The sequence below is a fragment of the Nocardia sp. NPDC003963 genome (assembly GCF_053605105.1).
Window position 1 is genome coordinate 63,563 of sequence record NZ_JBSGIP010000013.1, and the last position, 21,674, is coordinate 85,236.

The following is a 21,674-nucleotide window of genomic DNA, read 5'->3' on the forward strand; positions in this document are numbered from 1 at the left end:
GCCGCCGGATCACAGCTCCAGTAGGACGGTGACCGGTCCGTCATTGGTCAGGTCCACCTGCATATGCGCCCCGAAACGGCCACCGGCCACCGGGGCGCCCAGCTGCCGCAGCGTTTCGGCGACGGTTTCGACGATCGGTTCCGCCATCGGTCCGGGCGCGGCCGCCGACCAGGACGGTCGCCGCCCTTTGCGTGTATCCGCGTACAGGGTGAACTGACTGACCACGAGAACCGGAGCCGACAGATCGGCGGCGCTGCGCTCACCCTCGAGAATCCGCAGGCGCCAGATCTTCTCGGCCATGGCGCGGGCGAGGGCCTCGGTATCGGTGTGGGTGACCCCGATCAGCACGAGCAGACCGTGCGGGACTCCGTGGGCGGCCGGATCGATCCGGCCCACCGTCTCGCCGTCCACCCGGACCTGCGCCGTGGTCACGCGTTGTACAAGGGCACGCATACCGGTCGATGATGCCCTGTCGCAGGTTGTTTCTGTATCCGGGTGCCAGAGGATCCCAGGGGCGGTGGCGGTCGAGATGCTCGACGCTTCGCTGCCGGGGTACGCTCACCGAAATCCGTCCGGATACTTCTCCGCACCGTTCCGGTCCGCCGCGGTCGCACGTAAGTTGCTGCGCGCTGCGCTATTTCCAGTTCGCAAACTATGAGCAAGCTCCTGTTCACACCTGCATCACGCCGGGTTCGTTCCCGGCTGCCATCGTCGATCCCGACGGTGACAACGGTGCGGGGGGTGGCTCGGCACCACGGGAGGAGCGGGCGTTATGGGCGACAGGGTCGATTACAACGACGAAGCCTTCCGCGCGGCCGCGCACCGGACGGGCGGTGTCCGGGACCGGGTGGACGCTGTGCTCGACACCCTCGAATCGCGGATCGGGGCGCGCGGGAAGCCCTGGGGTGACGATTCGCTGGGTACCGCCTTCTACGAGGGCGACAACGACAACGGATACCGCTCCGGCAAGAAGAACCTGGTAGCCAGTGCCGAGAACATCTCCGGCACGATGGGTTCCTTCCACGACGGACAGGTCGAGAGCGCGGACTACCTGCAGGATATGGAAGACGGTAACCGCGACGGTCTGCGCTGATCGGGCCGGCGCGACAATGACCAACGAACAGGCCAAGGCAGATCTCGCCGCGATTGTCGGTGGTGTGCAGGAACAGATGCGCACCATCGCCCGGATCCAGCAGCAACGCGCGGAACTCACCGCCACCGGCACGGCCCGCGGTAAGAAGGTCCGGGTCACGGTGAACGCCGACAATGTGGTGATCGACGTGAAATTCGCCGACGATATCGACGAACTGGACTATCCGGAGATCTCGAAGGCGGTGGTCGAGGCCACTCAGCAGGCGTGTAAGTCGATCTCCGAGAAGACCACCGATCTGATGGCGCCGCTGGATATGCAGCGGAACCGGATGCCGAAACTCTCCGACCTCGTCGAGGGTATGGAGAGCGTCGATATCCCGGGCACCGTCAGCGCGTCCACCGCACGGCCGCCCGCCGCGGTCCGCCGGCAGGTATCCGACGGTAGTGCGCCGCCGCCCGCCGGTGCGGACAGTGGCGGCCGGAGCGGTTCGGTCACGCACTCCAGCTGGTGAATCACCGGTAACCCGCCATGATCGAGATCTGGGATTGGGCGAAACATCTCGCGATTCTCGCGGGCGTGGAATGGCCCGAGGGCAACGAAGACGAGATGTGGGGGCTGGGCGGCGACTGGCGGAGCGCCGCCGATTCGCTCGACGATATCGTCGCCGACATCATCGAGGCGAAACGTGCTTCGTTGTACGCCTATCCGGAGGGCGACGGCGTCACCGAGATGGTCGCGGCCTTCGACAGCCTCATCTCCGGTGACGGATCCGAGAACGATCAGTCGGTCCCGAAACTTGCCGAATACTTCCGCCAGCTGGGCGATTCGGCGTACAGCACCGGTACCGAGATCGAGTACACGAAGCTGATGTACCTCTCGTCGCTGGCCCTGCTGGCGGCGGAACTCGCGGCGGCGTGGATCTTTCCGCCCACCGCCCCCGCGGTCTCGGCCGCGGCGGTGGCGATCACCCGGATCGCGGTGCGGATTCTGGGTCAGCGGGTGATGCAGGCGATCCTGCGCATCGTGGGTCGCAAATTCGTCCAGTTCATGCTGCGGCACGTCGCGATCGATACGATCCTCGGCACCCTCCAGGAAATCGGTATCCAGGGTTGGCAGATCCAGCAGAATCATCGCCCGGATTTCGATCTCGGCCAGATCGTCGTGACCGCGGTGAGTTCCGCCGCGGGCGGCGCGGCGGCCGGTCCGGTCGGTGATCTGGTCGGTAACGCCCTGCGCAACGAGACCAGCGGGCTGCTGCGTCAGCATGTGGACGGGATGATCACCGGTGCCGTCGCCGGTTTCACCGGCGGCCTCGGTGGTGTGCTCGCCGCGATTCCGACCCAGTTCGCGGTGATCTGGGCCCAGACCGGGAGCTGGGACACCGCGATGGGACAGACGATGTCCACGCTGCCCCAGCAGTTCGGCCCGATGGCACTGGCCGCCGGGGCCGGCAACGGCCTGCTGACCGGTGGTAACAAGGTACGGGCCGAGTCCTTCTACGCCAACCACGGAATCGGCGTGCACAGCGACAGCTACCGTGACACCTGGGGCGACCGGACCGTCATGGACCGGATCAACGCGGTGGTCAACGGCACCGAGCCCCGGGCGGGGTTCGCACCGGGGGCCGGCGGCTCGTCCGGTGACGGCTCACAGACCAGTAGCCCGGCGCGTACACCGGCCGGCTCCGACGGGAGCGGTGCGCCGGGGGACAACGGTGCTTCGCACGGCGGAAACGGCGATCGCGCCGGTTCGGTGGACAGCGGAGCCACCGGCGACGGGCCCGGCGCGAACAACGACTCCGGAGAAACCACCGGCAGCCGCGACGAATCCGGGGGCCCCGGCGGCAGCCGCGATGACTCCGGAGAGAGCACCGGCAGCGGCGATTCCGATCCGGCGAACTCGGTTTCGCCGGCCGGTGGCGACGGGGACGGGCCGGCATCGCGCGGTGACGAAACCGCGGATACCGGCGGTGCCGCGGATCCGGCGGGTAGTAGCGGGGAGCGGTCCGAATCGGGTGCAGGAGTCGCCGACCGCGCCGGGGGCGAGGAACCGGCCGGGCCGGTCGCCGAATCCCGGTCGGATTCGCCCGCGGACCGTTCCGGAAGCACCGATAACGCTGCCGGACAACAGGACAGCGCGACCGGTGCCGCCTCGGAAGGCACGCGCGCGCCCGGCGGTACGGATACCGGTACGGCCGATCCGGTGACAGGTGACCGCACCGACACGCCGGGGCCGGTCGTCGGCACGCCCGGCGCGGGCCCGATAGCGGGTGCCCCGATACCGCCCGCGGGGGCGACACCACCCGGTGCATCCGGTGCGGCGCCCGGCTCCGCGCCGTCCACTCCCGGTACCGCATCCGGCAGTTCCAGCCCCGCAGCTCCGGGTTTGTCGCAGGCCCCGAGCAGTGGTGGCGATTCGCGGTCGTCGTCCGGTACTCCGGGGGAGTCGCGTTCATCGAGTGCGGGCGAGGGCGGTTCGCGCGCGCGGGCGGGGGATCGCGCCGGAGCAGGCGGTCGGTCGCCGTATCCCGGTACGGACGGCAGCGGTATCCGCGCGGGCCGGACCGGTGCCCCGGTGCCGGATTCGGACAACGGCGTGCGGTCCGAGGACGGGTCCGAACCGATCGGTGCGCCGCCGGCGGGGGATATGAGCGACGGCCGTATCGGGCCCGAGGACGTGCTCCCGCTACCGGTACCCGGCGGTGATCCGGTGGGCGGTGCCGGCCGGGACAGCGGAACCCGCGGTACGTCCAGGGATTCGGTATCGCGTAATACCGCCCGCGACAACGATTCCCGACCCGGCTCCGATGATCCTGATCGGACTCCGGATGGTCCTGATGATCCTGATCGGACTCCGGATGGTCCTGATGATCCTGATCGGACTCCGGATGGTCCTGATGATCCCGGTCGGGCCCCGGATGATTCCGACGATCCCGGTCGGGCCCCGGACGACCCCGCGTCCGCGCCCGATCCGCGTAACCGTGGTGAATGCGCACGACTCACCCTGGAAGAGCTCGCGCAGCAGACCGGAAGCGATCGGATCCGGCCGCCCGCGGATCCGGTCGGGCCGCGCGGGATGAACCGCGCCGAGATCGAGGACGCCCTCGGCGGAAAGCTCTACGACTATCCGGCGCCGGACGGGGACGAACCGCGGCACCAGGCCGTCGCCGACGAGTTGTTGCGCCGGGCGGCGCAGATGGATCCGCGGGCGGTGGCCGCGGGGCGGGGGCCGCGGGCGTTCGTTCTCGATACCTATGCCGGCGCGGTCGACGAATACGGGGTGGGTGCGCACGCCTACTCGATGCGGGTGCGGATCGATCCGCTCACCGGAAAGTACGAGATCGTGGTGTCGGATCCGACGGGAGAACCGCCCACGCGCGGTTACCCACCGGCCACGCCGGCGCGAATCCGCAAGGTCTCGGCGACCATCTTGGACGGGGTGGGGCGGGTGGTCCCGCCCAGCGGACACGATGCGCGGGTCCGTCCCTCGGTCGAGGCCTACCTGCGTCACGATCAGGACGACTACCGCGCGAACCGGCAGCGGGTGCGGGGCCGGCGGGAGGACCCGGAGCACTATACGGCGCGCCGGGCCGCCGAGGCCGCCGACCTGCAGTCGTTGCTCGAGCGCCGGCGGGCGCAGTATCTGAACATGCTGGCGGACGGGGCCGGGGCGGACGGCCCCGCCGGGTTTCGGGATCTGCTCCGCGATCGGGCGGAAGCGGCCGACCGCGATGCCGCGCAGTACCGTGCCACCGCCGACGATCACTGGGACGAAACCCGCCGCCGACCGGAGACGCGGCTGTCGGACTGGCCGCGCGACGACGAGCAGCCCCCGGCGGGACACGACGACTCGCGAGAGGCGGACGAGTCCTCCGGTAGGGACGAGGAGGGGGCCTCCGGTAGGGACGAAGCGGAGCTGTCGGGCCGGGACGAAGACGAGTTGTCGGGCCGGGACGAAGACGAGTTGTCGGGCCGGGACGAAGAGGAGTTGTCGGGCCGGGACGAAGACGAGTTGTCGGGCCGAGATGAAGAGGAGTCGTCGGGCCGAGATGAAGAGGAGCCCTCCGGTCGGGACGAAAACGAGCCCTCGGGGTCGGACGAGGAGCGGACGTCTGCCCCGGGAGCGGACCGGCCGGCCGGTCGTTCGGACGAGGCCGCGACACCCGGCCCCGGTGACGACAGTGCGCCCGGGGGGCGTCGTGCCCCGGAATCGGGCGTCGACCAGGGCCGGAACCGGCCGGCGGACGAAGAGGTGGGCGGCGACCCCTACTACCGTGATTCCGAAGGGCGGCGGCATCATCGCGATGATCCGCCGAATACGTATCGCGACAATGATTTGCGGCTGCGCGACCAGCACGGCTGGGTGCCGGATCCGCTGGCCGGAGCCGGTTACCGGCATCGGGCTCAGCCGGGCTCGGCCACCCCTTATCGACCCGTCGATCCGGCGCTGTCCGGACAGTTGGCCGAAGCCTCGGCCACGCGCCTCGAACAGCAGGCCCGGCGTGACCTGCTGGCCGCGAATCTGGAAGTGCTCGTGGTCGAGGCGGGTGTGGTGGCCCGCGCCGACCTGGCCGATCTCCGATATCTCACCCCGAACAAACTCGAAGGGGAGATAGCTCGCGAAGAACAGCAGGTCCTGTACGACGAGAGCCTGAGTGAAGACGATCGGCAGGATCGGCTCGCGCTGCTGGACGATCTGCGCTCGCACGCCGAGCAGTACCATGCCCTGGTCCGGCAGGAGGTCCTCACCTCACAGCAGCTCGGCGAGCTGGGCGGGCTGGCCTACGCCCTGGACCCGGACCTGCATCCGGGCGCGATCCAGCTCTCGCCGTTCGAGGGCGCGAGCAGTGCGAAGAATGTCGTCGATATCGCTGTACTGGTGCCGGGTACAGCCGATTCGCCACCGAAATTGCTGGTGGTCGAAGCAAAAGGGGGCAGTTCGACGCTCGGCGGGTCCAGAGTGTCCGACGCGCAGCAAGGTTCGCCGGAGTATCTGGTCCGGACCCTCGCCATGGACAAGAACCTCGCCACCGTCCTCACCGAGACCCCGGCGCAGCTGCGTGCCCGCGGGATCGACCCGGACAGCGCCTCCGGACGTGCGCTCATCCGTGCCCGTGAGGAGCTGCTGACCGCGCATCTCGACGGAACATTGCAGGTCGAGTACCACGAGGCGCGGACCACGGCCAACGGCGACGTCACGGTGCGCCGTTTCGACCTCACCCGGGACGGGGATCCGGTGCGCGTCGAGATGATCGGCGGAATCGACAACGGCGGTGGTCCGGCCGGCCGCGGCGCAGAGGACCGGGGCCGGCGACCGGAGCAATCGGATACCGCCGAAACCCAGCGTCTGCCGATCGCCGGCGACGCGCCGCCGACGGCGGGCGATACACAGCCGTTGCCGGTCTCCGGCGACAGCCGGCCGACTCCGCCGCGGACCGTGAGCGTGGCCGATGGTCAACGGTTCCCGAGTACGGCCGATTCACAACCGAGCCGGACAGCGCTGCCCGTGGGCGACCGGCCCGGCACTCCGGGTTCGCCGCGGACCGTGAGTGTGGGTGACGGTCAGTGGTTCCCGAGTGTCGCCGATTCACCGCCGGCATTCACCGCGGGTGACACCCAGCCGTTGCCGGTCGTCGGGGACACCCGGCCGGCGCCCGGCGCCGCCGATACGCAGCCGTTGCCGATCGTCGGCCCGGCCGACCGCCCGTCGGATACCGAACTGCTGGGCGCCCCGGAGGACGATATGTGGTCGGCCCTTTCCGCGGCCGAGGTCGGCGCCCGGCTCCGCTACGAACTGCGCGCGATCACCGGCAATCCCGAATTCCGGGTTTTCGGGTTCGACCGCCCGGAACTGCACCCGGAGGTTGTCCGCGAGTACGCCCGGGCACTGGTCGATCTGTTCACGGCGCACCCCTCGGCCCAACTGAACGAGGTGGGTTTCCGCGGTGGAATGCGGATGGGCGTTTTCGGCCACACCCGGTGGACGCTCGTCGACGGCGAACGGCGCGCCGCGGCGATCGAGTTCAACGCGTTCATGGCCGGTGACCCCGCGGAGGTCCGGCGGGCCACCGACCACAACGCCGATACCGGATGGTTTCCGGACGCGGTGCGGCACCGCCCCGCGTATGCCCGGGCCGTCCACGAATTCGGTCATGTTCTCGACGCCGCCGGCGACCATGCGGCGCGCCGCGAGATCAACGGACATCTGCTGCGCGAGTTCTTCCGGCGCAATCAGGACGCCACCAGTATCGACGACTATTTCGCGTGGCTGGGGGAATCGCTCAGCGGTTACAGCTTCCATTCCGGTAGCCGCCAGCTGAACCCGGCCGAGGCGCTTTCCGAAGCCTTCCTCGCGGTGACGATGAGCCGGTTCGGGCCGGACGGCACCCTGCCACCGGACCCCGGGAGTCCGGTCGGGATCATCCACGATCTGCTGGTCCGGTCGGCCGACGAGCCGGTAACCGCCGAATTCGGCTGGTTCGACACCCCGGAGCTGGGGGCGCCGGATCCCGCGCGCCGCGGTCTCGGCCCGCCCGAACGGGGCGGTACGGATGATGGGCGTCACCCCGGCCCTTCCGAACCCGGGGCGGGAGAAGACGGGTCCGGATCGCCGGCCGATCCCGGCTCGGCGCCGGGGCGCGACCGGGGACCGGCGGATCAGCGGGGGCAGTCCGCGGACGATCGGGGCAACGCGGGGGACCCGGCCTCGACCGGAGCCGGTGAGCCGGGCCGGGATCCGGCGACGGGCAACAACCGGGATAGTTCGGAACAGGTCGCCGCGGCACGGGCCGCCGCGGAGCTGTGGCCGGGACAAGCGTCGGCGCCGGACGCCGTCGAGGTGGCGGATCTGCTGTCGCGCAGCGCGACCGGCCGACAGGCGATTGCCGTATTGCGTGCGGCCGGCGCGACCATTCGGTTCGACTCGATATCGGAGGGTCCGGTCCGGCCCGACGGTTTCGACGGCAGGAGTATGGAGGTCGTCGTCGCGGCCCACGGCCGGGACCAGGTCGCTCAGGCGGCGGCGATCGTCCGGGCGGCGGCGCTGGCCGAGGCGGTGCGGGACGGCCGGTCGGCGGTGACTCCCGATCGGATTCGCGGTATCGATCGTGACGCGCATGTGGTGGCGCGGATGGCGGTCGAGGCCGAAGCTTTCGCGCGTCAGGCCGACTTCCACCGCGAGATGGCCGATTGGGGATACGACCCGCTGGGCGGGCCCACCGCCGATCCGGTGGACGCACTGCGGCGCCGGGAGCTGGAACAGGCTTACCGGAACGCGGTGGCCGCGGCGGCCGGTCCGGACGCGGGGCGTGCGGCGGGTATCCGGGAGTTGCTGGGGAATCCCTTGTTCGACAACCCCGGCGATCCGGATATCGGACTGAGCGGCCGCAAGGAGGCGGGCACGGAATGGGACGCCCTCCAGGGTGATCGGACGTCGGCGGACGAATCCGGTGACCCGAACGCAGTGCGGGACAGCAGCCGCGAGGATGGTGCACCGCAGGACCGCACGGGACGGCAGGACCGTTCGTCGCGGGATACCGAGGGTCCGCTCACCGCCGACAGCGCGGCGGATACCGCGGCCGCCGAGCGCGTCGCGGCGGTGTACGAGGGGGTGCGCGAGGCTCTCGAAGAGATCGAGCGTCGTACATTCCTGTGGGGCCTGGCCCCGTGGCTGACGAACTCGCTGGAACAGCACGGCATCCGGATCCAGCTGAGCGTGGGACCCGAGTCCGCGACGAGCCGGCCGCCGGGCGGCCGGCTGCGGCTCGGCCCGGCCGCCGGGTACGACCCCGGCACCCGGACAGTTGTGCTCGATCCCGGTAACACTCCTGCTCAGCATGCCCGGGACCTGATCGTGGCGGCCCGGATGGCCGAACAACTGGCGGATGTCGATACGGTCCGGGAACGGCTGACCCTGCCGCGGGACGAATACGTACGCCTGATGGCGGAACGGACGGCCGACGCCTACGCGCTGTCTCTGCACAGTCTCGTCGGGCTGGAGGGCGGCCCGACGAAATCGGAGCCCGTCGACCCGCTGGCGAAGACCTATGCGGACGCGTACCGGAAGGCCTACCGGCGGGCCGAGCAGATCTACGGTGACCGCCGGACGCTCGGCGGTTCGTACGGCTATTTCTACGCGGCCGCCCATCGCGCCGGCTTCCGCGCTGTTCTCGACCAGCTGCCGAGTCGCGGGCCGCTGATCGGCGGCATCACCCACGGCGAACATCTCGCCGCTGCCTGGGACCGTGCCCACGGGATCGGGCCGGATCGGGCCGAGCCGCCGGCACCTCCTACCCGGCTCGGCGACAACCCGCCGGATCAGCGCAGCCGAGCCCGCAGTCTCGTACAGGAGATCGAGACGCTGCGGATGCTGCGTGACCTCGGAGAATTCGTGCCGGTCGGTCCGCCCGAGCAGGCCTACACCGATGCTTACGACAGAGCTCTTTCCAAGGCATCGCGCAACCGGGCGCCGGGCGCCGAACCGCCCGAGCGGGTGGCCTACCGGGCCGGCGTCGAGGCGGTGCGGCGCTACCTCCGGAAGAACGGGATCGCGGATACCGAGATCGCGATGGATGTGGTGCGTGCCGTCCGGAACGACGACCACAGCAAATGGGGAGCGCCCCGCTGGGACGACGACGGCCCGGCCGCCGTAAAACCGTCCCGCCCGGACGATGCCGGACCCGGCCCGGCCGGCCGGGCGCTCGACCGGATCGTGGCGACTCATCCGGACCGCCTCGCGTCGAATCGCGCGAACCACGCGGACGGCGACAATATGGCGGAGCGGCTGACCGATCGGGTCGCCCGGTATCCGGCGACCATCGACAACGGGCGGCCGTGGCTGCGGATCGTGGCCGCCCCCGGGGATCATCTGGCCGCGCTCACGGATCTGGCGCTGGCACATCCGGAATATGCCGATGTGCTCTGGGACGACAGCCACTATCTCGAATACCGGACGGTGGAAGCAGGTACCGGGGGAGAGCCGGATTCCGTGCCCACCCGTGCCGGAGTGGCGGAAGGATCGTTCCGGCGTCCGGGCCGTTCCGAGATCATGGCGCAGATGCTGGAGCACTACCTCGGGTTCCGGCAGGCCGGGCGGACCGATCTCGGCTTCGCCGACTGGTTGGAGCAACTCGGTCCGGAGGCGTTCCATACCATCGACGATCAGCGCAGTGCCCGCCGGCCGGGCTGGAAGCAGGCCGGTTCGCTGCGCTCGGATTTCGTGGAAGCCGGCTATCGCCGTGCCGTCGCCGAGGATATGCCCGCCGACGCACCGCACCCGGCCGCGGTGGCCCGCCGACTGCACACCCGGCAGATCGTGCTGCCGGACTCCGGGCGCTCGCTACCGCATCAGCGACTCCAGGTGCTCGATTTCGGGGCCGTCCATCTGTCGCTCTGGCTGGAACCCGACGGCCGGGGCGGCTGGCGGGTGCCGAGACCGACCGCCGGCGGTGACAGTTCGCAGATCCTCGCCCGGCATTACCACGGCATATCCGCGCCGACGCCGAAAGCCCTCGGCAGGCGCATCGCCGATCTGCTGAACGACCCTGCCGCGGCGCCGGACGCGCGGAGCGAACCACCCGGCCGGTGGCGCCGGTTCCGAGATCGGCTGAGCGGGCGGAATGCCGAGGCGGACATTCCGCGCGATCAGATGGACGCCGGGCGCGGTGACCCGGATCCGATGTCCCCGGAGCATGATCCGTCCGCCGGAGCCACGCCGCGACAGGACGAATGGTCGCAGCTGAGCCTGACGGAAATCGGCGACGAACTCCGCGACCGTATGCGGGCCGCACTCGGAAACCCCGATTTCGAGGTGTACGGGTTCGATCGGGTGCCGGACGATCCCGGCGAACTCCACCGGCCGCGCAGGTCCGGGACGGTACCGGTGGATATCGAACAAGCGCGCCGGTTCGCCCGGACGGTCGCCGATCTGTCGGCGCGCTATCCCCAGGTGGGGTTGCAGAGTGTGCGGATCGACCGGAGTGCGATGTATTCGCGGCGGGTCGAGCTGTCCGTCGCCGACGATCCCGGCCCGGCCGCGCCCGTCCGGTCGCTGGTGCTGAATTCCGATCCGCTGCGCGCGGTCGGGTCGGTGTCCACGGTGCACCGGCAGACCGTGGAGGCGTTCGCCGCCGCCCTGAACGATTCGACCGGGCGGACGGCCGAAGGTCTGATCGAGGAACCCTTGGCGCAGTACTACGTGTACAACCGGCTGGGCGAGCAGCACCGGGTCGCTTTCCACCGCTGGATGCGGCAGGAGCTGGACATCTTCCAGAGCTACAGCGTGCGGGTCGATCGCCTGATACCGGAGCGGCTCCTGATCGATGCCTTCGTCGAGGTGGAGCTCCGCGGCCGGGATCAGGCGGACGGTCCGTTCGTCCTGCTGCACGACCTGCTGGGATTGCAGGACGGTGTCGAGCCGCGCCTGCTCGTACCGGACGCCGATATGCGAATCCTGCTCGGGCTGGAACACTCCGAGCGGGTGCTGGGTATCCCCGGCCGGGACGACTGGAGTGCGCTCGATCCGGTGCGCGTGGGGGAGGAACTGCAGGCCGGACTGCGCGAGATACTCGGCAACGACGAGTTGACGGTGCGCGGATTCGACAGCGAAGGGCTGCATCCGGATATCGTCCGGGAATTCGCACGTGGGCTCATCGATATGGCCCGCAGATATCCGATGGCGAATATCCACAGCGTGGCGTTCGGCCAGGGTGACCCCTACGCGACGACCTTCGAGGCGGATAGTGCGGGCCGGACACCACATTCCGCGTCGATCGAATTCGATATCCGGTCGGCGCAGGACCTTCTCCGGTCGGTACCCGATGAAGTCGCCGCGCATTACTACAACGCGCCGAAATCGGGTGGATGGGAACGCCCGGCGTATACGGTCGCGGTCCAGCAATGGGCACGGGCACTCGATATCACCGGTGCGGAATCGGTACAGGCGTTGGTCGACAATGTACTGCGCAGTCACCATCGCGAACAGCGGCCGGGGCAGGACTACGACGAATGGGTGCGCGAGCAGTTCAGCGGACGCGCGTTCGAGACCGAAACCGGGGAGTTGCATCCCGGGTTCGCCTTGGAGCAGGTATTCGATCAGGTCGTGACCCACGGCCGCGACGAGGCCGATCCGCATCTGGTGCGGTTGCACGACATGCTGGTCCGGGCGGCGGCGCCGAACTCGCCGGGTGCGCAGATCGGGCGATTGCTCGATCAGGCCCGATTCCGGCAACCCGGTCCGGAGAGTTCCGCGCGGGAGGCGCAGCGGCGGGTGCTCGACCGTGCGACGCCGGACGCCGGCGAAGTCGATGAACTCTTGCCGGACAGGCCTACGCGAGTGCCGGAACCCGGTGCCGGGGACAGCGGTACCGGCCGGACGGCCGAGGCGGATATCGCGTTGCTCGGTGTGCCGGAACCGGATGACTGGTCGGGCCTGAGCCCGGAGAGTGTCGGCGTGAAACTGCGCGATCTCATGCGGGAAGCCACCGGCAATCCGGATTTCGAAGTGTTCGGGTTCGAGCTACCGGATCTGAACCACGAAACCGTCCGCGAATTCGCCCGTGCCGTAGCCGATATGTACCGCGCGTACCCACAGCCCGATATCCGGTCGGTCGGTATCGGGCAACCGCGGTACGAGGGGCTCGTCGATATCGTCCCGGGCAAGGACGATTACACGACCGCGGACCCACCCCATATTCGCGAGATCACCCTCGACTACGAGCGGGCCGGGCGGGTCCACGATTTCGTGGGGCAGGTGCGCGTGCGGGTGCCGGCCGGTGAACTGCCGCCGATCGTGCTGGACCGGCCGGTCTATGGCAGTACGGTCCGTGAATACGCCCGCGCGCTCGACTACGCCGGTGGGCTGCGGGCGCGGCTCGGTGTCGAGATGGAACTCGTGCTGCGATCCGGACGGCTTCCGGGCGAGGATTTCGGCGAATGGCTCGGCCGCCGGGTGCCCGGGGCCGAGGAGGCCGAACACGCGCACCCACGTGCGGATCAGGTGCTCCTGGACGCCTTCACCGAGTATGTCCTGAGCGGAACCGACGGCGCCGCTCGCTACCGGGCCACCACCGCCGCGGTGCGCGAACTGTACGAACGGCTGATCCGGCACGCCGGCCCGGAACCCGACCGGGGTGAAGGATCCGGACCCGATCCCGGGGAAACCGATCCGGCGGCGCCTCGGTCGCGGCCACCGGCTCCCGAGGTCGGTCCCATGGACCTCGATCCGGATACGGTCCGGTTGCGTCCCCCTGGGCCACCACGGTCCGAGGTGAGCACCGACGGCGGGAGTGCGAATCCGCCCGACGGACCGCAAGCCGCGCCGCCGGGCCGGCCGGAATCCGGCGGCCGCCGGGCCGAGCCGGATATTCCGGACTACGGGACCCCGCCGGAGGACGGTCGGGTCGCGGCCGACGGTGTCCGGGATGCTGTCGACGACACCGCGCCGGACGCGGTCGGCAATGCGGTGCCGGACGAGGGTACCGCCGCTGTATCCGATGCCGACGCTGCGGCGGAGCCGAGCGCGGGCGATCCCGCCGTACTCGGTGCCCCGCACCGGGACGAATGGTCGGATCTGACTCCCGCGGAGGTCGGTCAACGGCTACGCGATCTCCTGCGCGAGGCGACCGGTAATCCGGATTTCGCGGTATTCGGATTCGATCTCGACGGTCTGGATTCCGGGGTGGTGCGGGAGTTCGCGCGGGCGATCACCGATATGTACCGGCGGTTCCCACAGGCCGATATCCGCTCGGTCGGTATCGGGGAGATCCGGGAAGGGGTGCTCGCGGACACCGGCGCCGGATACGACCGGGACGGCGACTCCTACTTCACACAGGACATCACCCTCAACTACCGGCACGCCACGAACGCGGCGGACTTCCTCGGCCGGGCCGAGCGTTCCGTCCGCGACGAAATTCTCTCGCCGACGGTACTGAGCCGTGCGGTCTATGCCGTGACAGTGCACGAATACGGGCACGCACTGGACTACGCCGGCGGCGGGGCCGCCCGCGCGCTGGCCGAGGGACATCTACTCGCCCGCGCGCTGGCCGACCCCGACGCGGATTACGGCCGGTGGCTGGACGAGCTCAGCGGCTACAGCCGAACGCCGGACGGCGATCTGTGGTCGTCGGAGGCGCTGGCCGAGGCGTTCATGGAGTACGTCATGCGCGGCGCGGACGCGGTACCGCGTCCGGTACGTGAACTGTTCCTACTGCTCACGGGAACCGCCGAGCACGATTACGGCGGGACCGGGCTGTCCGATCGGTCCCGCGACGCGATGGATTCCGGGCACGGACCTCCCCGGAACGGCGACGGCGGAACGGAACCGGATCCCGCCCGACCCGCGGCGGGCTCGGGCGGCGCGCGGAAACGATCCGTGGGACCGCCCGATTCGGCCGCGCCGCCACCGGATCCCGGCGACGGGCAGCCCGCGGGCGACGATCCCGGCGGGCCGGACGGCCCGATCGAACCCGATGCGGTCATGCCGCCGCTGGTGCTCGATCTCGGCGGCGAACAGGTCGCCTTCGATCTGGTACCCGACGGCCCGGACCGCTGGCGTCTGGTTCCGCAGGGTGAGCTCCCGTCCGCCACACCGGAGCGGATGGCGGCGCTGCGCCGCGAGATCGAGGCGCTCCGGCGTATGTGGCCGGTGCGCGAGGTCCAGGTCAAGTACCCGTCCGGGTCCGGCTGGGACAGCCGGGGTCAGGCGGCGATCGCCGACGGGGTCGCGGGAATCGGGGATCTGGCGAACCCGGCACCGCCCCCGCCCGCCGCGCCGCCGGCCACCTCCGACCACCCGGTGATCGGTCCGGCACCGGAGGCGGGCGCGGCCGATCCCACCCTGCTGCGGATCGGTCAGCAGCTACCGGTCTGGATCCGGAATCGGGAGCACATCCCGTTGTTCGGCGGCCTGTCGGCGCGGATGCGCGATACCGCGGGCGAATTCGTCCCGATGCGTCCCGGCGACGGCGCGGAGTACCAGCCGTGGCTGACCGACGGCGACCCGGGCGCGGCACGCGACCAGTTGCTCGCCGATCTGGATTCCGACCGGGTCACGCGGGCGGCGGCCCTGCGAGATCTGCTGACCGTTGCCGGGCGCCCCGACGCCGACTCCGGACAGCAACAGCGGATCCTCGACGAGTTGCGCGACCGTGGACTGATCTCCGATACCGAAGCCGAGGCCCTGGCCGACGCGCTGGCCGCGGAACGCGACACCCGGACCTCGGAACTACCGGTCGGCCCGGCGCCGGACGGGGAGAGCCTGGCCGACGCGGCCCGGCGACTGCTGGATATCGAGCTCCCCGACGAGAACCCGGGAACGCTGGGGCGGGTCATCGACGAGCAGCAGTACCGGGTGGCGCGGGCCGCCGGGGCCATCGAGGGCCTCGCCGCCGCCGTCCGGCGCTACCTGATCGAACAGACGCTGCCCTACACCACGCAGGATCCGAATTCCGGGGCGGAGAGCGAGCGCAGGTTGCCGCGTACGGAACCGCCCGGGGAATTGGACGGTCCGCGGCGGGCCGAGGACGATCCCGGCGATTTCCTCGACGGCGATTTCCTCGACGGCGATTTCCTCGGTGACGATTTCCGCGACGACGCGGATGCCCCGGAACCTCGTCGGCCCCGGCGTTTCGCACCGCCGGATCCGGCGGGCCGGGCGGTACCGTTCCGCGGCGAGGTCAGTTTCATCGACCAGAACCCGATGGGCCGCTTCCTCGTCGAGATCCTGGCCGCCTTCGGCCACGAACCGGGTCTGCTCGGCATCTCTGCGGTGGAGAACGGTGCCGACGAACTGCCCATGTGGGGAGACGGCTACGAGCTCGGCCGGGACGAGGGGTTGCGCCGGTTCTTCGAGAACGCCCTGCGCCGCGATCAGATCCGCGACGAACTGGCGAGCTGGGCCGCCATGCGGGACCTGTCGCTGGAAGACCTCCTCACCGATCCACAGGCCGTGGTGGACCGGCTGCGCGCGGAGAATGCGGCCCGGTCGCAGCGCGTCGCCGATTTCGTCGAGGCGGCCCGGCGCACGCTCGGTGACCCCGATCTCGGCGAGCCGGTGGGGGATCTGCTGGGGCGGCAGATCCTGCGCGTGCCGGGTGGCGAGGGGCAGCCGGATCGGTTGGTCGTCGTGGACGGCCCGCGCGACCGTGACCAGGTACTCGCCGACGCGCTGGCCGCGGACCGTACGCTGCAGGATCAGCTCGACGATCGGGAACTGGTCCTGGACTACCGGACCGTCCGGCACGACTGGACCGGGGAAGCGGTGCTGGATCCGGTTCCCGTCCCGCCGATGCGCTATCTGCGGGAGACGATCCTCGACCGGGAACTCGCGGTACTGCTGGTCCGTGACGCGGACGGAACATGGCAGCAGATCGCCGGTTCCGCCGCGGACCATCGGGCCGCGTTCGGTGCGACACCCCCGCGCCCCGCCCGAGTGGTGGCGGCCGAGATCGCCAGGATTTCGGCGGAACTCGGCATCGTCCCGGACGCGGCGCTGTTGAACGATCTGCACCGGGTGGCGGCCGATCTGATGCTGGACAACGCGGTCCGGGCGGTGCAGCTGGAAGCGCTGGCCGATTTCATCCGGACGGCCACCGATATCGAGCTGTTCAACGAGCTCACCGATGCGCGGAGTCAGCTCGCGGATCGGCTGGGCCTGAGCCTGATCCCGGACCCGGACGCTCCGGAGCGGACGCTCACGCACCGATCGGCCGTGGACGGGCTGACCGACCGGAGCCGGCGCCGGGCGCGGCGAGCGCAGCAGTTCGCGGACCTGACCGACTACGCGAAACGACTCCGGGAGATCGACGCGGCGGCTGTCGACGCGGCACGCGACCGGCTGGCCGAGCGGCTGGTCACCGACGATATCGCGCGAAAGATGGCGACCGAGAGGGCCACCGAGCGCGCGGGCGTCGAGCGCAGGGTCGCGGCCCTGCTGCCACCGGGGTATGTCGACGGGCCGGGCGGAAGACGGTTGTTCGCGGTGGATCCCGGCGGACTCGACTCGAAGAAGCTGTTCCGGCTGATCCGCACGCTGGAACGGGACGGTCAGGGTGAGCTGGTGCGCCGGGCCCTCGACGAGTATCTGAACACCCTGTTCGGTATCGACCCGTACACCGAGGTCCCTCGTGGCGACCACACCGCCGATCCGCGGATCGCCGACGGCCGGTTCCCGATGCACGATCGCGACGCCATGGGCGGGTTGCGTGCTCTCATCGCGGATGCGGTCCGGGCGCTCGGCGCCGCGGATTTCGCCCGCGCGGTCGCCGAAGCGGCGGCCCGGCCGGACAGCCACCTGGTCCCGGACGACGATCCGGGCCGGCGGCCCACCGCGAACCGCGATTGGGCGCGGCTGGTCGGCGTCGACCTGACCGATGCCGACGACGCGACATTCGTGAAGGTCTACGAGGCGTACCGCGACGGCCGGATCGAGAACCACGAGGGCCTCAGTCCGCAGGAGCTCGCCGCCGAACTGGACCGATTGCGCCGCGAAGTACGCGACCGTGCCGACCTGATCGCCGCGCTGGTCCGTCTATTCGACGAATACACCCGCGGTACAACCGGTCTCACCGGTCCCGATCCGGGACTGCTCGACGGAGGATCGTCGCGTCCGGGCGGGGGCCGTCCCCGGCCGCACGGTCCCGAGGACGGCCCGTCGAAGCCGCACAGCCCGCGGAGCGAGGAAACACCCCCGCCCGCGCCCGGTCCGGAGGACGGCGGGATCGCCTCGGAACCCGGATCCGAGAGTGACGGGGCGCCGCCACAACCGGGGCCGGACAGCGGTGATTCGCCGTCGGATGATCCGGACAGTGGGACCTCACCGCCCGCGGCCGGGCCGGAGAGTGGCGAAGTGCCTCCGGCACCGGGTTCGGAGGGTGGTGCGATACCGCCGCAGCCCGGGACCGGCCGTGGGGACGGCGGCAGCGGTGGCGAACCGCCCGCGAGTCCGCCGGTGGCGTCCGGAGATCCGGACGAGGGCCCCGGTGGTGAGCCCGGTGGATCCGGGAACGAGCCGCGGGCCGCCGGTCCACCACCCGAATCGTTCGGGGAATTGACGGACTGGATCGAACTGCGCCGGGCGCAGCTCGCCGTCGACGCCGCCGCGGACGACGCCGCCTGGGCGCGCCGTCAGGCCGCGGATCACCCGGACGATCACCTCCTCCGATTCCGGGCCGAGCAGGCGGAGCGGCAGCTCGGCTACGCCCGGGAGCGCCTCGACCGGATACAGCTCACCCAGGTGGACCGGGCGGCATGGAATGCCCGGATGGACGCCGGCCGGATGCGGTTCCTGGCCGATATGGATCCGGAAAACTGGCTGGCCGGACAGCGCGCGGTACTGGCCGAATGGGTCGCGCGGATGGCCGAGGACCGGGCGCGCTGGTGGCACGAGATGCTCGGTGGTCCCGGTGATGACACCCCGCCTGGGCCGGCGGGGCCGGATGATCGCGGACCCGATTCCGATTCGGGCCCGGAATCCGGTCGTGCCGGAAAGCCGGACGCCGAGCCGGCCGCGACGCCCGCCGAGCCCGCGGCGGATCCGAGTCTCGGTGCCGACGAGCCGGAATCCGGTGGTGGCGAGCCCGAACCCGATGGCGCGGGGGCGCAGGAGGACCGAGGTCGGCCCGGAGCCGGCGCAGCGGAATCCGGGCCGGAGGGCTCCGTGCGCGATAGTGCGGACGCGGACGAATTGCTCGGTGACGCGCTGGCCGACGCGATCCTGCGCCGGGACGCCCTGGCGGCTCGGGTAGGTGACCTCGCGGCGGCGCTGCACACCCGGGTCGACCCGGGTGCCTTCGAACCGGACCGGATCGGAGCCACCGTACGGGACCTGGGTGGTCGTGCTCTCGACGCCGCGGACGCTCGGCTGGTCGACGAGATCGGTGCACTCGTGCCCCGGCTGATCCGCGCGGACGGGGAAGTACGCGATCTGACCGGCCGGATCGAATACGACCGGTTGCAGCGGGAGCGGCAGGGCATCATCCGGGAACGGGAGTTCCTGCGCGCCAAGATTATCGACCGCGCCCGGAATCTCGGCGTGGAGAACCCCGCGGACTGGACGGATCTCGGGCCCGACGAACGCGAGCAGGTCATCCTCCGTCTCGACGAGGAGACCGGCTACGACACCGTCGAATACGACGGCGGCATCGACGAGGGCCCCCGGCGGGATCGGTCTCCGGTCGGCGAACAGGAGCGCCTGCACCGCCGGGAGATTCTGCGCAAACTGATTCGGCAGACCGCCGAATTCGACGAACTGGATGCCCGGTTGCGGCAGGTGGACCAGGAGATCGGTGGACTGGAGGGGGATCCGGACTACTTCGCCCGGCCCCGGCCCGAAGCGGTGGCGGCCGAACTGGAGCGACTGGCCCGGGAGCGCGGCGCCGAACTACAGCGGATCAAACCGCGCCGTGTCATGCGTGACGATCTGGCCCGCCGGCTCGGGCTGGTGGACGAGAGCGGCGATCTGGTCGAGGGTCTCCTCGAGCCGGAAGAGCTGGACTCGGTGCTGCGGGCACTGCGGGACGGCGCGTATCGGGAGTTCCGCGAAGGCGGGTTGCGTCCTTCCGCGTATCAGCGGCGGCTGCTGCGTATCGATGCGCTGGCGGACGCGGCCGGCGATGTGAACCGGGCACACAACCGGATCGGCCGGTTGCAGGACGATATGGCCCGGGTAGCCGGGGTCTGGCGGGGGCTGGTGGAGGCCGAGGGCGGCCGGATGGTGACCGATCGGGTCGGTCTGATCGAGGGCGATGAGCCGCGGATCATCGTATTCGGTCCGCGCCCGGATCCGGCGAACCCGCGAGCCGATCACGATGCGGCACTGCTGCACGCCCTACAGCACCACGCCGCTGTCGCACAGGCCGTGGTGCGCCCGGAAACAACGGTGGAATACCGGCGTATCCGCGTCGACCGGGAAGACAACTGGCGGGTCGACGAGCCCATGGATCCGCCGGAGGTCGAGCGGATGAGCACCGGATGGGTCGCCGGGCGCCGCCTCGATATGACGAGATGGCGCGACAGCGAGGGCGACTGGCATCCCGTCGACCCGACCCGTCCGGACCGGGTGGCCGGCCGCGACGATTCCGAACTGCCGAAGAAGTACAGTCAGAAGGATCTACCCGACGGAGTGAGCGGCTGGGCCAGCGAGGATGTGATCAACGACATCACCCTGCCCACCGACGATGTGCCGGCCGGCAAGGTCCCGGAGAGCACTCTGCCGGTGCACGCGCCGATGGCGCCGTCGCAGTACAACACCTCGGGGGTCGATCCGAACGACGTCTACGGCCAGCACTGGGGTGCGGACGCCTACAACTTCATGCGGTTGATGTTGATGGCCGCGCAGGTCCCGAAACATCCGGCGGTGAAGGCCTGGATCCAGCGGCATCCGGAGATCGGCCGCTGGGTACACGCGCGGCCCTGGCTGCAGAAGCTACCGCCGTTCGGGACGGTGTTCCGCGGTTACGCATGGTTCGCGCCGCCGGACACCGATGTGCAGCCGATGCATCGCCGCTGGCAGGAAGACGATCATCTGCCGCCTGCCGCGCTGACCGATATCCCGGCCGGTCTGCGCCGGGAATGGGATCGTGAGGCCGAGCGGTGGGGGGAGGTCCAGCGCTGGGCCGACGAACAGTACGACCGCTTCCTGGCCGACGACGGTGATCTGGACCGGGTCGCCCGGGGCGTCGAGGAGCATCGGCACGATCGGCAGCGGGCGGCGGCGCGCGAATTCGTCGATCTGGTGCGCCGCCGACTCGTCGACGAACTCGGCGGTATCGATCCGCTGGGTGATGTACCGGCTCAACTCGCCCGGATGGAGACCGCGATCGACCAGGTGGCCGCGGAGGCCGCCGGCCGGTTCGCCGACGATGATCCGGAGCTGGTCCGCAATACGGTCGACCAGGTCCGGGACATGCTGCTGGGTGTGGTCGATCCGGCCGATATCGTGCCCGGCGCCGACCCGGACACGATCGTGCGCGCGGTCGATCCCGGTGAAATCGCCGATCGGCTGATCGGCCGGATGCGCGACGAGGTACCGAATTTCACCCGGGCCGAACTCGAACAGATCAAGAACCATCTGATGGCCGACGAACACCTGGTGCGCGATGCGGACGACCCCACCGGCCAGCTGATCCGGCGGCCGATGGACCGTCTCGCCGATATCGCCGAGGCATGGCACCGGCTGCGCGAAGGGAAGCCGCTCCCCGCGGATTTCGTACTGCTGCAAGATGCGCTGGCCGAGGCGCAGTTCCTGGTCGACAATCCGGGTGCCACCTGGCAGGCGGCCAATACCTACGCGATCGGTCAGGGCTACCACTGGGACGCGCAGCGCCCACCGCTCACCGACTGGCGGGCCGGCCGCCGCTACGCGCTCCCACCCGTCGAGCCGGGCACCGGCTACCTGCCCCCGGCTCGGACATCCGGAGAGCGCGCCCCCGGTGCGCGTGACGGTGACACGGTGGAGTTGTCGGGGTCGGGGGATCCGGTGGCTCGTGATGGTGACACGGTGGAGTTGTCGGGGTCGGGGGATCCGGTGGCTCGTGATGGTGACACGGTGGAGTTGTCGGGGTCGGGGGATCCGGTGGCTCGTGAGG

Annotated in this window: 4 protein-coding genes; 3 read left to right on the forward strand and 1 reads right to left on the reverse strand. The window is 70.4% G+C overall.

Annotated features, from left to right (window positions below):
* Nucleotides 1-9 precede the first annotated feature (9 nt).
* Entirely contained in the window at nt 10-453 is a 444-nt protein-coding gene (gene dtd / locus ACWEWT_RS21465; RefSeq protein ID WP_452561343.1) for a D-aminoacyl-tRNA deacylase, read from the reverse strand.
* Between the two features lie 319 nt (nt 454-772).
* Between dtd and ACWEWT_RS21470 the strand changes: the two genes are divergently transcribed.
* The 3 genes from ACWEWT_RS21470 to ACWEWT_RS21480 form a co-directional block, all read left to right on the forward strand.
* Nucleotides 773-1,093 carry a hypothetical protein gene (locus tag ACWEWT_RS21470; RefSeq protein WP_452561344.1) on the forward strand — a complete coding sequence of 107 codons (321 nt, stop codon included), beginning with the start codon at nt 773-775 and terminating at the stop codon, nt 1,091-1,093.
* Nucleotides 1,094-1,109: 16 nt separating this feature from the next.
* Nucleotides 1,110-1,604, forward strand: a complete 495-nt coding sequence (locus tag ACWEWT_RS21475) for a YbaB/EbfC family nucleoid-associated protein (protein ID WP_452561346.1) — start codon at nt 1,110-1,112, stop codon at nt 1,602-1,604.
* A 17-nt stretch (nt 1,605-1,621) separates the two neighbouring features.
* A partial coding sequence (locus ACWEWT_RS21480) for a WXG100-like domain-containing protein (RefSeq protein WP_452561348.1) occupies nt 1,622-21,674 on the forward strand: 20,053 nt, incomplete at its 3' end.